12 protein-coding genes are annotated in these 14085 nt (G+C 48.4%); 11 read left to right on the top strand and 1 reads right to left on the bottom strand.

Going from position 1 to position 14085, the window contains the following annotated elements; all coding sequences use genetic code 11:
• Positions 1 to 39: 39 nt before the first annotated feature.
• The 4 genes from L3J94_01730 to L3J94_01715 all read left to right on the top strand — a co-directional run bounded on the left by L3J94_01730 (position 40) and on the right by L3J94_01715 (position 4161).
• Positions 40 to 1992, top strand: a complete 1953-nt coding sequence (locus L3J94_01730) for a hydantoinase/oxoprolinase family protein (protein ID MCF6217476.1) — start codon at positions 40 to 42, stop codon at positions 1990 to 1992.
• Between the two features lie 39 nt (positions 1993 to 2031).
• A complete protein-coding gene (locus L3J94_01725; protein MCF6217475.1) occupies positions 2032 to 2376 on the top strand; it encodes a pentapeptide repeat-containing protein in 345 nt (114 codons plus the stop codon).
• A gap of 112 nt (positions 2377 to 2488) precedes the next feature.
• Positions 2489 to 2689, top strand: a complete 201-nt coding sequence (rpmE, locus tag L3J94_01720; protein MCF6217474.1) for a 50S ribosomal protein L31 — start codon at positions 2489 to 2491, stop codon at positions 2687 to 2689.
• A 209-nt stretch (positions 2690 to 2898) separates the two neighbouring features.
• Complete coding sequence (locus tag L3J94_01715) at positions 2899 to 4161, top strand: malate dehydrogenase (GenBank protein ID MCF6217473.1); 1263 nt, start codon at positions 2899 to 2901, stop codon at positions 4159 to 4161.
• Here L3J94_01715 and L3J94_01710 read toward each other — a convergent pair.
• Positions 4158 to 6572, bottom strand: coding sequence for a penicillin-binding protein 1A (locus tag L3J94_01710; protein MCF6217472.1), 2415 nt, complete (start codon positions 6570 to 6572; stop codon positions 4158 to 4160). The genes L3J94_01715 and L3J94_01710 overlap by 4 nt on opposite strands.
• A 193-nt stretch (positions 6573 to 6765) precedes the next feature.
• Between L3J94_01710 and L3J94_01705 the strand changes: the two genes are divergently transcribed.
• The 7 genes from L3J94_01705 to aroB all read left to right on the top strand — a co-directional run bounded on the left by L3J94_01705 (position 6766) and on the right by aroB (position 14022).
• On the top strand, positions 6766 to 7842 hold the full coding sequence (locus L3J94_01705) for a pilus assembly protein PilM (protein ID MCF6217471.1): 1077 nt from the start codon (positions 6766 to 6768) through the stop codon (positions 7840 to 7842).
• Positions 7842 to 8414, top strand: coding sequence for a PilN domain-containing protein (locus L3J94_01700; protein MCF6217470.1), 573 nt, complete (start codon positions 7842 to 7844; stop codon positions 8412 to 8414). Before L3J94_01705 ends, L3J94_01700 begins: the two co-directional genes overlap by 1 nt.
• Positions 8411 to 9058: a type 4a pilus biogenesis protein PilO gene (locus L3J94_01695; GenBank protein ID MCF6217469.1), complete on the top strand. Its 648-nt coding sequence runs from the start codon at positions 8411 to 8413 to the stop codon at positions 9056 to 9058. Before L3J94_01700 ends, L3J94_01695 begins: the two co-directional genes overlap by 4 nt.
• A gap of 129 nt (positions 9059 to 9187) precedes the next feature.
• Positions 9188 to 9622: a pilus assembly protein PilP gene (locus L3J94_01690; protein ID MCF6217468.1), complete on the top strand. Its 435-nt coding sequence runs from the start codon at positions 9188 to 9190 to the stop codon at positions 9620 to 9622.
• Positions 9623 to 9684: 62 nt separating this feature from the next.
• On the top strand, positions 9685 to 12159 hold the full coding sequence (locus tag L3J94_01685; GenBank protein MCF6217467.1) for a type IV pilus secretin PilQ: 2475 nt from the start codon (positions 9685 to 9687) through the stop codon (positions 12157 to 12159).
• 56 nt (positions 12160 to 12215) lie between these two features.
• A complete protein-coding gene (gene aroK / locus L3J94_01680; GenBank protein ID MCF6217466.1) occupies positions 12216 to 12743 on the top strand; it encodes a shikimate kinase AroK in 528 nt (175 codons plus the stop codon).
• Positions 12744 to 12933: 190 nt separating this feature from the next.
• Positions 12934 to 14022 (top strand): 3-dehydroquinate synthase, encoded by a 1089-nt coding sequence (aroB, locus tag L3J94_01675; protein ID MCF6217465.1) that lies wholly within the window; start codon positions 12934 to 12936, stop codon positions 14020 to 14022.
• Positions 14023 to 14085 lie beyond the last annotated feature (63 nt).

Genomic DNA, 14085 nt, shown 5'->3' with positions numbered 1-14085 from the left:
ACCGTGCCTGGGAGTTAAGGTTGAGTGAAGAGAGATAAAATGTGGCTAGGCATTGATACCGGTGGTACTTTTACCGATTTTCTATTGTTCGATGGCGAGCAGTTGCGGGTGCATAAGGTGCTTTCAACTCCCGCTACACCCGAAGTGGCGATTATACAAGGCATCGAAGATCTTGGGCTGACTGACCGAAGTCGCTTGGAAAAGCTGGTGATCGTGCACGGCTCAACTGTCGCCACCAATGCGGTGCTGGAGGGGAAAGGTGTTCGTACGGTCTATATTACCAATCATGGGCTGGCTGATCTGTTGACGATTGGCCGGCAAAATCGTGCAGAGCTCTATAACTTGTCACCGCAACCCCGCTCTGCTCCGGTGCCGCATGAACTCTGTTTGGAGGTTGGCGGGCGCTTGGCTGCGGATGGCAGTGTGGTTGAAGTGTTGACGGATGCAGAGCTGGAACGGTTGCATCAACAGCTGCGGGTACTTAAACCCGAATCGGTCGCAATTAACCTGCTCTTTTCGTTTGTTGATGATCAATTTGAACGAAGAGTCGAGGCGGTTATTCCTGATGGAATTTTTATCTCCCGCTCATCCCGCATACTGCCCGAATATCGTGAGTATGAGCGTGGTTTGGCCACTTGGCTAAATGCGTGGGTTGGGCCGCTGATGCAGCGCTATCTCAGTCGTCTTAAGGGGGCACTGGATGTGGCGACTCTTTCGGTGATGCAGAGCTCTGGTGGGACGATTGATATCGATCAGGCCGCGAACAGAGCAGTACATTTGCTATTGTCAGGGCCGGCCGGGGGGTTGGCGGCGGCCAAATTTATTGGTGAGCAGACGGGTTGCCGACGTATGTTGACATTCGATATGGGTGGAACCTCAACGGATGTGGCGTTGATTGATGGTGATATTGCACTGACTAATGAAGGCCGGATTGGCCCCTATCCGGTCGCTGTGCCGATGGTCGATATGCATACTATTGGTGCGGGGGGTGGCTCCATTGCGTCTGTTGATGAAGGGGGGATGTTGCAAGTCGGGCCAGCATCGGCAGGGGCCGAGCCTGGCCCTGTCTGCTATGGCAATGGCGGGCGTGAAATAACGGTCAGTGATGCTAATCTTATTTTGGGCCGTTTACTGCCAGATGCTTTTCTGGGTGGTGGTATGCGACTGGATGTGCCTGCGGCTGAGCGTGAAATGGATCTTTTAGCGTCGCGGATGGAGACGAGCCGAACGGCAGCGGCAAAGGGTGTTATTGATGTTGCCAATGAACATATGGCGCGAGCACTGCGGGTGATGTCGGTGCAGCGGGGTGTTGATCCTCGTTCATTAACGCTGACATCCTTTGGCGGAGCCGGTGGGCTACATGTTTGTGCACTTGCAGAATCTTTGGGCATGGATCGAGCCATGGTGCCACTTCACTCGGGTGTGCTCTCTGCACTGGGTATGCTGGTGGCACCAAAACAGCGCGGGCTCTCCCGTACTTTAAATCAGCTATTACCAGAGATAACCCCTTCTGCGGTTGAGCAGCTCTATAATGAGATGGCAGAGGATGGGCGTGCCGATCTTATAGCTGAAGGTGTTTTGGATGAGCAGATTAGGGTGAGCTATAGTGCGGATCTGCGCTACCATGGACAAAATGCCTACTTAAACACTCCATGGGGCTCCCGTGAGCAGTTGGCAGAGCAATTTCATCAGCTGCACCTGCAACGCCTTGGGCATGTGCTGGAGCTTCCGATTGAAGTGGTTAATCTGCGAGTGAAAGTGGGTTGTGACGTTGATCGGCCACAATTTCCGCAGCCGGATTTATCACCACCCTCCACGCACGTGGTGAATGATGCCGGGGTGGCGCTGTGGCAGCGTGGGCAGTTGTCTGTGGACCAGGTTATTCAAGGCCCTGCTTTAATTAGTGACCCGGTGTCAACGACGTATCTGGCTGCTGGCTGGTGCTGTTATAAAGATCACTTTGGTCATTTGTGGCTTCAGTGCAAAGAGTAGCTGGGCTTAAAAATTGATATGCAACAAGGTGTTAGTTAAATGAGTAATAAACCTCAAATCAAGAAAGATGAACTCTATCAACTATTACGGATAGGCCATGTTGCTGAGTTTAATCAGCGTGTGGCAGCGGGTGAGTGCTGTGACCTCACAGGGTGTGATTTTCGCGGCTTAGACCTGCGCGAAATGAGTGCGCGAGGCCTTGACCTGAGTAATGGCTATTTTCGACAGACAGACTTACGCGGTGTTGATCTCCACGAGACCCGCCTGGAGGGGGCAAGCATCCACGGGGCGATGATCTCGGGTGCTTATTTTCCTAAGGCACTGAGCAGTGACGAAATTGCTCTTTCACTCGTGCATGGAACACGAATGCGCTACGATCACTAGCCGCTATTGACAATGTAGGCTTATTCTGTAAGATACGCGTTTCTTGTTATGTGGTGCTTGGCGTAGAGCTCAGGTGGCGGCGTAACCCAAAGAACATTATGAGGGCATCAAAATGAAGGCTGATATTCATCCAGCATATGAAGAGATCACAGTAAGCTGTAGCTGTGGTAACAGTTTCAAGACACGTTCTACGATGTCAAAAGATTTGTCGCTAGAGGTCTGTTCTGCTTGTCATCCGTTCTACACGGGTAAGCAGCGACTGGTAGATACTGCTGGCCGTGTTGATAAGTTCCGTCAGAAATACGGAATGTAACCAGTCTTCATTTCGGCTGTTACACGAAAAGGCGCCCATGTGGCGCCTTTTTACTTTCAGCCTGAAAGCCATTATGGAAGCGTTGCCCGAAAAGTAGTTCTCGCTCCAGCAAGAAAAATATGAATCGTGCAAGGCTCTCATTATGAAATATTCAATTGTGACGCTAATAGGCGTACTTATCGAACCTTATTGTGAGAGGAATAATCTCCATGACTAAAGAGCTGAAACAGGCTGCGCTTGATTATCACGCTTTACCAGCACCCGGGAAAATCGGCATTGCGATTACCAAACCTTGTGACAGTCAGCTCGATCTCTCCCTGGCTTACACCCCCGGTGTTGCAGAGCCTGTAAGAGCCATTGCTGCGGATAAAGAGAGTGCTTATAAATATACGATCAAAGGGAACTTGGTTGCGGTTGTGACAGATGGTACGGCCGTTTTAGGGCTAGGTAATGTGGGTGCGCTGGCTGGAAAGCCGGTAATGGAAGGTAAGGCTGTTTTGTTTAAGCGTTTTGCAAATATCGATGTGTTTGATATTGAGGTTGACAGTGATACCCCTGAGCAATTCATCGAGACGGTTGAGCGTATCGCAACAACCTTTGGTGGTATTAACCTTGAAGATATTGCGGCACCTCACTGTTTTGAGATTGAAAAACGCCTTGTTGAGAAACTGGATATTCCGGTTTTTCACGATGACCAGCACGGTACGGCAATTATTATAGCGGCTGGTTTGATGAATGCGCTGGAGCTGCAAGGCAAGGCGATTGAGACAACAAAAATTGTCTGCCTCGGTGCAGGTGCAGCCGGTATTGCTTCCATGGCGCTGTTAGTCTCATTGGGCGCACAGCGGGAAAATCTACGTTTGGTTGACCGGCAGGGTGTGATTCGTAGCACGCGTAGTGACTTGAATGAATACAAGCAGGCATTTGCCATCGAGACGGATGATGTAACACTTGAGGATGCCATGAATAATGCGGATGTTTTTATTGGTGTTTCCGGGCCGAACCTTGTAAGCAAAGAGATGTTGGCCAGTATGGCAGATAATCCCACTGTTTTTGCACTCTCAAACCCAGACCCCGAAATCAGCCCTGAGCTCGCGCACTCGGTGCGCAATGACTTGATTATGGCGACCGGTCGCAGTGACTATCCGAACCAGGTGAATAATGTTCTGGGGTTCCCGTTTATTTTTCGGGGTGCTTTGGATGTTCGAGCCAAAATGATCAATGAAGAGATGAAGGTAGCTGCCGTGAAGGCGCTTTGTGCATTGGCTCGCGAGCCTGTGCCCGATGAGGTGTTGGAGGCTTATCAGGTCGAATCCATGAGTTTTGGTGCGGATTACATTATTCCTAAACCACTGGACTCTCGTTTGATGGGTTATGTCGCCAGTGCGGTTGCTCTTGCGGCGGTGGAGAGCGGTGTTGCGGCTCTCCCTTACCCTGATCACTACCCACCGCTTTGTGACTTGCCGGGCTAAAACAGTTCATCAGCCCCCTCATCAAGAGGGGGTATATCGGCATTGTTATCGCCTACCGTAGTGGTGTTTATGGTGGCTGTGGGAGGAGAGGCCACCTCCTTGGGGGCGTGTTCTGCGCGAAATGTTTCAAATACCGCCTTACGATCACCACTGTGGGCGAGTTTTCCACTGACCGGGTCAATGCGTACCGTCAGCATGCCGGGTGGTTGAGGTAGATCCATGTTGGGGATGCCGCGCAACGCCTCTTCCATATAATCAATCCACATGGGTAGCGCCGTGCGCCCACCCGTTTCGCCACCACCGAGTGCTCGAGGTTGATCAAAGCCCACCCACGCAGTGGCGACTTGCGAAGGGCTATAACCCGAAAACCAAGCGTCAAATTGATCATTAGTGGTGCCTGTTTTTCCATGTAAGTCGTCTCGCCCTAGGCGCAGTGCTTGCCGCCCCGTCCCTCGTTTGACAACATCTTTGAGGATGGAGCTGATTTGATAAATGGTTTGGGGTGATATTGCCTGAGGTGAAAACGGCGTATCCACTGTATTACGTTCATCGGGCAGGCAGTCGGTGCAGGCGAGTCGGGGTGATGCCTGGTAGAGTAGCTCGTCGCGACCATTCATGACCTGAGAGATAAAATAGGGCTCCACCTTAAAGCCACCATTGGCAAATACCGCGTAACCGGTCGCTATCTCGAGTGGAGAGAAGGAGGCGCTGCCCAATGCCAGCGAGAGATCGCTGGGCAGGTGGTTAGTGTTGATGCCAAATCGCTTGCTGTAGTTGATGGCGTAGCGGATGCCAATATCCTGAAGAACCCGTATCGATACTAGGTTTCGCGAGTGAATCAGCGCCTCTCGCAGTCGGGTAGGGCCAAAAAATTTCCCACTATAGTTTTCAGGACGCCAGGTGGTTTCGAGGGCATCATCTTCAAACACCACAGGCGCATCGTTAATCAGGGTGGCGGGTGTGTAGCCTTTGTCGAGAGCGGCCGTATAGAAAAAGGGTTTAAAGTTTGAGCCTGGCTGGCGTGCGCCTTGGAAGGCGCGATTAAACTTACTGCGATAATAATCATAGCCGCCGACCAGTGCTTGGATGGCACCGCTGTTAGGGTTTAACGCAACAAAAGCACCCTCTATTTCAGGTGTTTGTGCTAACGACCATTCGTCACTGCTTACCTGTTGAACTTCTATCACATCACCCACGTTGAGTATATCGGTCGCTTTCTTTGGAATAGGGCCACGGTGTCCGCTGTTTTTATCAAGCGCTCTGGCCCACTTTAAATTTTCCCAGGCAATCTGAATCTCACCTTTGAGCGGGTGTTGGAGTGTGGCGCTGGTTTCGCCCACATGGGTAACGAGTGCGATGGTGAGCGGCTCATAGGTTTTGTAACTTGAAAGCCTCTCTTTCAGTACCTCTGGCTCGAGCTCCTCACCGATCTCTATATGGTCAAGCGGGCCTCGATACCCTTTGCGGCGTTCATAGTTAAGTAGAGCATTCTGCAGTGCTCGATTAGCGGCAATTTGGCGGGAGCTGTTGAGAGTTGTGTAAACTTTCATCCCTTGAGTGTATATATCACTGCCGTACTGTTTATAGAGCTTAGCACGCACCATCTCGGCAACGTAGGGTGCGGATACTTTGATCTGACTGTGATGAAAAATAGCATCATCGATAGAGTCGGTGGCTTGCTTATACTCCATCTGAGTAATAAAACCGAGCTGGTGCATGCGGCGTAGTACATAATTTCGGCGCAATGTGGCCCGCTCCATATTGGATATTGGGTTGTATGCAGAGGGCGCTTTGGGTAGTCCTGCCAGCATTGCCATTTGTGGCAGTGTTAGCTCATCGATTGGTTTTCCATAGTAGACATGTGACGCTGCACCGAACCCATATGCGCGATGGCCAAGAAATATTTTATTAATATAGAGCTCCAAAATCTCCTTTTTGCTAAGGGATTTTTCGATTTTCAGGGAGAGTAGAATCTCATTGAGCTTTCGTATATAGGTTTTTTCCCGCGTCAAAAAATAGTTGCGAATCACCTGCATGGTAATGGTGCTGCCACCCTGACTTTTTTCCCCAGTGAGCGCCAGAGAGTAGAGGGCGCGCATGATGCCTTGATAATCAACACCCGGATGTTTAAAGAAACGGTCGTCTTCTGCCGCCAATATGGCATTGATCATATTTCCCGGGGTGTTTTCAAACTGGAGTGGCACGCGCTTTTTCTCACCATACTCCGCAATCAGCTTGTGGTCATAAGTGTAAATACGCATGGGTACTTGAAGTTGCACCTCTTTAACTGAGTCGATGCTGGGCAGTTTTGGCATCACAACAAAGTAAATATAAGCGCCAACACTTAAAGCAGTAACGAGTGCTAGTAAAAAAAATAGTTTGAGAAGCGGAATGATGAATTTTTTAACCATATACTGTCGTGACTCGAGGGTAGGTGCTGCTCAGGAAAACACCATTGTAGTGCATTGCGATGTTAATGTTTTGCATTTGCTTATTTTGCAAATTACTTGATTAGGTTATATTTTTAAATAAATAAATGCTAGTCTGGTCGATATATAGGTTGGCGCAAGAGTAGCGCCACTTGTTAATTATAAGGATACTGTCGTGCAATCGTCTCTCTCAGAGCTGTTTAAGAAGCGGAAAGCTCCTATTCTTGGAATTGATATCAGCTCTTCAGCCGTAAAATTATTGGAGCTGAGCCAGCAGGCTACGGGTTTTCGTGTTGAAAACTATGCGGTTGAAGCGCTGGCTCCTGGTTCAGTTGTTGAAAAAAATATCAGTGACGTTGAAGCGGTAGGCGAGGCGATACGCCGGGCGGTGAAACGCTCAGGTGCACGCGCAAAATATGCTGCTGTTGGTGTTTCAGGCTCTGCGGTGATCACTAAGGTCATTGCGATGCCGTCATCACTTAGTGATGAAGATATGGAGGTACAGATTCAGCTAGAAGCAGATCAATACATACCTTACCCACTTGATGAAGTTAATATGGACTTTGAAGTGTTGGGTCCATCCGAGAAAAACCCAAATATGGTAGATGTGTTGCTGGCCGCCTCGCGAAGTGAAAATATTGATATGCGAGTTGCGGCGCTAGAGCTGGCAGGGCTTACTGCGAAAGTTGTCGATGTAGAGGCCTATGCCATGGAGAATGCATTTGCACTGTTGGGGCCACAGCTACCTGATAATTTCAATGACATGACAATTGCCGTGGCAGATATTGGCGCAACCATGACAACCCTTAATGTGATGCACAATAATCAGATTATCTATACTCGGGAACAGGTGTTTGGTGGTAAGCAATTGACGGAAGAGATACAGCGACGCTATGGCTTGACTTACGAGGAGGCGGGTATGGCAAAACGCCAGGGCGGTCTGCCAGATAACTACACTCCTGAAGTGCTGCAACCCTTCAAAGAAGCGATGGTTCAACAGGTGAGTCGCTCACTCCAGTTTTTTTTCTCCTCAAGTCACTACAATAGTGTTGATTACGTCGTTCTGGCGGGTGGCTGCGCATCTGTTGCCGGTGTTGATGAGTTGCTTGAGGGGCATTTGGGTACGCCTGCGGCGATTGCGAATCCATTTGCAAACATGTCACTGGCATCACGGGTTAAAGCGCAGGCATTGAGTAATGATGCACCCTCTTTAATGATTGCCTGTGGCCTTGCAATGAGGAGTTTTGATTAATGGCAAGTATAAATCTTCTGCCGTGGCGAGAGAGTCAACGAAAAGAGAAACAGAAAGATTTTATCCAGTTGGCAATTTTGGCCGCCATTCTAATGGCTGTCATTGTGGGCGCTGTACTGGTTCAGGTTAAAAGCTCAGTGAGTGCTCAGGAGTCAAGAAATGACTATCTTGAGCGTGAAATAGTCGTTTTTCAGGATATGATTGCCCAGATTAGGGTGTTAGAGGATGAAAAAGAGGGGCTGGTCCAGCGCATGGATGTGATTCAAAAGCTGCAGCGAAGCCGCCCAGGAATCGTCCACATGTTTGATGAAATGGTTTTTGCCATTCCTGAAGGAGTCTACTTTACATCAGTGACACGCAGCGGCAATGTCGTCACAATTGATGGACGAGCTCAGTCCAATGCTCGTGTGTCGAGCTTTATGAGAAACCTTGATGCCTCAATTTGGTTTGATGATCCTCGCTTGATTGTTATTGACTCATCAGGAAAGCAAGAGCGCGGGCGCGGACACCGTTTTTCACTCACGGTGAACCAGGTGGATGTTGTCGGGCATGAAGGGGAGGAGGAGAAATGAGTCTTTCAACTGACATGCAAAACCTCAACCTAGATTTTAATAATGTTGGATCATGGCCTGTCTGGGTACGAGGCGTCGCGATTGCCATTACTTGCGTCGTTGTTTTTGTTATAGGATATATGGTTGTCATCAAACCAGAGCTTGATCGCCTAGCAGCCGCTGAAGCTAAAGAGATTAGCTTGAAGAGTGAGTTCGAAATGAAACAGTCTAAAGCAGCCAATTTGGACGAATACCAGGAACAGATGAAGGAGATTGAAAGATCTTTTGGGACACTTTTGCGTCAGTTGCCCAGCAAAACTGAAGTGGCTGATCTGCTCTCTGAAGTTTCATCGGTGGGTGCTGCGAATGGGTTGGACTTTAAACTGTTTCAGCCTGAAAAAGAGAAGCCTTTGGAATTCTATGCCGAATTGCCGATCCAGCTTGAGGTGGCGGGTGAATATCATCAGTTTGGCCGATTTGTAAGCGATGTGGCTCAATTGCCGCGCATTGTGACATTACATGATTTTAAAATCAGTAGCGGAAATGAAGGCGTTTTTTTGATGACTGCACAAGCGAAAACATACCGCTACTTGGATGATGAAGAGATTGAACAGGTCGCCAAAGAGAAGAAAAAATCGGGTAAACGTACCGCAAGGAGACGATAGGGGCTATCTATGTTGTATCGTAATGTGAAATTTAAGTGTAAAAGCACTTTGAGGTTAGCTTCACCCCTTGTCATTGTGTTGGGATTAACATCATGCAGCGGCGGGTCAACGGAAGACTTAAGAGCCTATGTGGAGTCTGTCAAGGCGCGTCCTGCGGGAAGTGTGGAGCCACTACGTGACCCTGTTGAATATGAGACCTACGAGTATCAGTCAGATTCTCGGCGCGATCCATTCAAACCATCATTTACCCTAAATAAGGTCGCACCTACCAAAAACGGAAGTAGTTCAGGCGGCCCAAATTTAGATCGTGAACGCAATCAATTGGAGTCATTCCCGATTGATACACTGCGCTATATCGGTAATCTGCAGCGGGGGGCGGTATCATGGGGGTTGATAAAGACACCCGACGGGGAGATCGTTCGGGTTAGATTGGGTGATTATATGGGGCAAGATTATGGCCGTGTCACACTGGTAGATTCAGATAAAATTGAGTTGTTGGAGCTTATTCCTGATGGGATGGGTGGCTGGGAAGAACGGGCCGTCTCTTTGGTTCTTAACGGATGATTGAGGGGCGTACTAATGGGAAAATCATGCGTAAATGTTCATGCAAACTGGGGTGCTATAGTATGAGACAAATAATTCTATTCATACTGCTAATTTCTTTCTCTGGACTTTCGGCATCACTGCATGCGGCAGAGGCTCAGAGTTCATTGGTCTATATAGGGTATAAAGCAGAAAAAGGGGCCCCGGTAGAGCTTCAATTGAGCTTTAAGGGTGATATTCCCGAACCCAGTTACTTCACCACAGCATCTCCTGCACGCATCACTTTTGACTTTAAAGGTGTTGACAATCAACTGCCCTGGACATTGCCGTTAAAAATAAAGGGGGGGGTGAATGCTCATAGTGTGACCGCAGTAGAAGCCAGTGGCCGAACCCGGGTTGTCATCAACCTAGATGAGCTGGTTGGATATGAGAGCCGGATTGAAAATGGCAGTCTGTTTATAAAGCTTAATTCAGAGGAGAGCGTAGCCTCTTCCTCCCCGCTGCAGGACGAAGCAGAGAGCGTGGTCGATACCGTCGTTGATTTTCCCACAAGTAATCGTGTGGCGGCAAAGCGTTCACTGCTTGAAATCAAACAACAAACTATTGCTGATCGCAAGCTGCAGCTTCGATTGATTTTTGATGGTGACACACCGAAGGTGAGCGAGTTTTCCATTGATAATCCGCCTCGGCTGGTTTTTGACTTGGAAGGTGTGAGTAGTGAACTGGCAGACAGTAATATTGAACTGGGTGTGGGTGTCGTCAAGAGCATCGAAACGGTAGAGGTGGGCGATCGAACGCGCGTTGTTATTAACATGGCTGACTCTGTAAATTACGAGGTCAAACCAACGGGGAGCGAGCTGGTGATAACATTCGACAACCCCAACTCGAGCAATAAATATACCTCCTCAGCAGATGGCTACCAAATAGATGCCATTGATTTTCGTCGTGGCAATGATGGTCAAGGCCGCGTAATTGTGAAGTTATCCGATAAGAATATTGTCACCGATACTCGGCTAGTGGGTAAAAAAGTTATTGTTGATTTTATGGGTACAGATATTCCAGCGCAGTTGGCTCAGCGCTACGATGTTTTAGACTTTGCTACTCCGGTAAAATCTATTGATGCTAATGCCGGTGATGGTTATACGCGTCTGATTATCACCATGAATGAAGAGTTTGACCACATGGCATTTCAGGCAGAAAAAGAGTTTGTCCTCGAGGTGAAATCCCCCGAAAATAGTCAACAGATTGGCAGTGTGGATGGTGAGTATATCGGCGATAAACTCTCGCTTAATTTTCAGGATATTGAAGTGAGGGCAGTATTACAGTTGATTGCTGATTTTACAGGTTTGAATATGGTCGCGAGCGACACGGTGAGTGGAAATTTGACACTTCGCCTTAAAAACGTGCCGTGGGATCAAGCGCTGGAAATTATATTACGTATAAAAGGGTTGGCGATGCGACAAGAGGGTAATGTTATTTTGATTGCCCCCAGTGAAGAGGTCGCCGCACGCGAGAAAATGGAGCTGGAGTCACAGCGACAACTGAAAGATCTTGAGATGGTGAGAACTGAGTTGCTACAGGTTAATTATGCCAAAGCGACAGAGTTTGCTGAACTGCTCTCTGGGGGAGAGGGGTTGCTTTCGTCCCGTGGTAAGATAAGTGTTGATGAACGTACCAATACGCTGTTGATAAGTGATATTGCAGAAAAACGTGAAAATATTCGTGAGTTAATAAAAACCTTGGATGTTCCTATTCGCCAGGTAATGATCGATTCTCGTATTGTGATTGCAACCAGCAACTTCTCGCGTGATCTGGGTGCTCGCTTTGGGGTCACCAATGTTGATCAGGCAGGGGACAATCTGTTTATGACCTCGGGTACATCGCGTGGAGTTGCATCAACTATGGTGGGCTCTGCTCTGGATACCTCTACCAGTGGTGTCGAAGTTCCTACCGGTGCAACCACATATACTGATCGTTTGAATGTGAATATGCCGGTTACTGCGATAAATGCCGGGCGGTTTGCCTTATCTATATTGAGTGGTGGCTCCCTGCTTGATCTTGAAATTTCAGCACTACAGGCTGAAGGCCGCGGCGAGGTAATTTCAAGCCCGCGTGTGGTGACCTCTAATGGTAAAGAGGCATTGATAGAGCAGGGTACTGAGATCCCTTATCGAGAAGCATCATCCAGTGGCGCGGCGACTGTCTCATTTAAAAAGGCTGTTCTTAGTTTGACGGTTACCCCTCAAATTACCCCCGATGACCGGGTGTTAATGGATTTGCGGGTTAGCAAGGACTCGGTGGGCGAGGTGTTTAATGATGTGCCGAGTGTCGATACAAAAGAAGTCAGTAGCCAGGTTTTGGTCAATAATGGTGATACGGTTGTTTTGGGTGGGGTATATGAACAGACCAAAATGGAAGGTGTGAGCAAGGTTCCATTGCTTGGTGACCTACCCATCATAGGTGCACTGTTCCGCAACACTTCGAAACAAGATGATAAAGTTGAGTTACTGATTTTTGTGACACCAAAAATTTTAAAAGAGGGCGGACGCCTCCAGTAGTCGTTGCATTAGGTCGCTATGTGCCTGTTTAGCTATCCTTGGGTAGGGGTTGGATTTTGTCGAAACTGCTTCATGATCGGTTGAATGTTGTGCTGGTAGGTCCGATGGGGGCTGGTAAAACAACTATCGGTCGCCAGCTGGCTAAAAGCCTGAAAATGCGCTTCGTTGATAGTGATCACGAGATTGAGCATCGAACGGGAGTGGATATTCCACTTATTTTCGAGCTTGAAGGCGAAGCAGGTTTCCGCAAACGAGAATCCTCAATGATTGAGGAGCTCACCGCAAAAGCTGGCCTGGTTTTAGCAACGGGTGGAGGTGCTGTCCTCGATCCGCACAGTAGAGAGTTGATGCGTCTTAACAGCGTTGTTGTTTATTTGAGCGCTGATATTGATCATTTACTCAAACGAACCGGGAAGGATAGCAAACGGCCACTATTAAAAACGGAAGATCCTAGGGCGCGCATGCAGCAGCTCCTGACACTCAGGGATCCGCTTTATCGAGAGGTTTCCGACTTTACAGTTGATACGGGTAGTCGAAGTGTAAAAGCGGCGATAAAAGAGATCGTTGAGCAGATTGTTGCTTAGTGGCTAACGAAACAGATGAAAGTACCTTTTGTCTGTAGGTGAGCGGCTAATACGGGTACTTAGGTGCTTGTTCAATTATTATGTAACTCCTGTGCCAGCGGTGGTATTGACCACGCCACTCTCATCCTCCCTCTTGCCTCTATCTGGGTGCAGGAGATAACCGTTACGATAACCGAGCTGAACCCTTATGATGAAAACGCTAACTGTTGATTTGGCTGATAGAAGTTATCCAATCTATATTGGTCAGAATCTTCTTTCTAATGCCAAGTTATTACAGTTGCATATTGTCGGTAGTGAGGTCCTAGTTGTCAGTAATGAGACAGTTGCACCACTCTATTTAGAGCGTTTATTACAGTCACTGGACGGGAAAAATGTCGAAAAAGTGATATTGCCCGATGGCGAGTGCTATAAAAACCTTGAGGTATTGAATCGCATTTTTGATGCACTACTTGAATCACGCTTTGGCCGCAAGGTGACACTGGTTGCTCTGGGTGGTGGTGTGGTGGGTGACATGACCGGGTTCGCTGCGGCGTGCTACCAGCGGGGTGTGGCATTTATTCAAATTCCAACGACACTGCTTTCCCAGGTTGACTCTTCGGTTGGCGGAAAAACCGGTGTTAATCACCCAATGGGTAAAAATATGATTGGGGCTTTTCACCAGCCCGAATGTGTTATCGCCGATACGGATACCTTGAGTACACTTGATGAACGACAGCTCAGTTCCGGAGTTGCTGAAGTGATTAAATATGGTTTGATCAATGATAAGCCGCTCTTTTCATGGCTTGAAAAAAACATCGAAAAATTGCTAGCTTGTGATCACCAAGCACTGGCTTATGCCATTGAGCGCTCTTGTCACGACAAGGCTAAAATAGTGGCCGAAGATGAACGAGAAGGTGGTGTGAGAGTGCTGCTTAATTTGGGCCATACATTCGGCCATGCGATAGAAACAGGCATGGGGTATGGTACCTGGCTGCACGGCGAGGCTGTGGCGGTTGGCATGCTGATGGCAGCAGACCTCTCAATGCGCATGGGCTGGGTAACGGCTGACGATGTGCACCAAATCGATAACTTACTGGATCGTGCCGGCCTGCCAACTCGAGCGCCGCTTGAGATGACTAAACAGCACTTTCTTAGCTTAATGTCAGTGGATAAGAAAGTGGAAAATGGCCACCTGAGATTGGTGTTGATGCGAGGCTTGGGCGACTCAGTTATAAGCTCTGATTTCCCGTATGAGCTACTTGAAGAGACGCTTGATGCTCACCACGTTATTTCAGCATAAGAGTGGTTTCTGTGTTTTATCCCGCGTAATGCCACTCAGCCTAAGTCTAATCCGATTTAATTT

The sequence above is a fragment of the Gammaproteobacteria bacterium genome, assembly GCA_021647245.1.
In the GTDB taxonomy this organism is placed as follows: Bacteria; Pseudomonadota; Gammaproteobacteria; order RBG-16-57-12; family RBG-16-57-12; genus JAFLJP01.
Note: the sequence above shows the minus strand (reverse complement) of the source record. Positions and strands in the feature narration are given on the sequence as shown.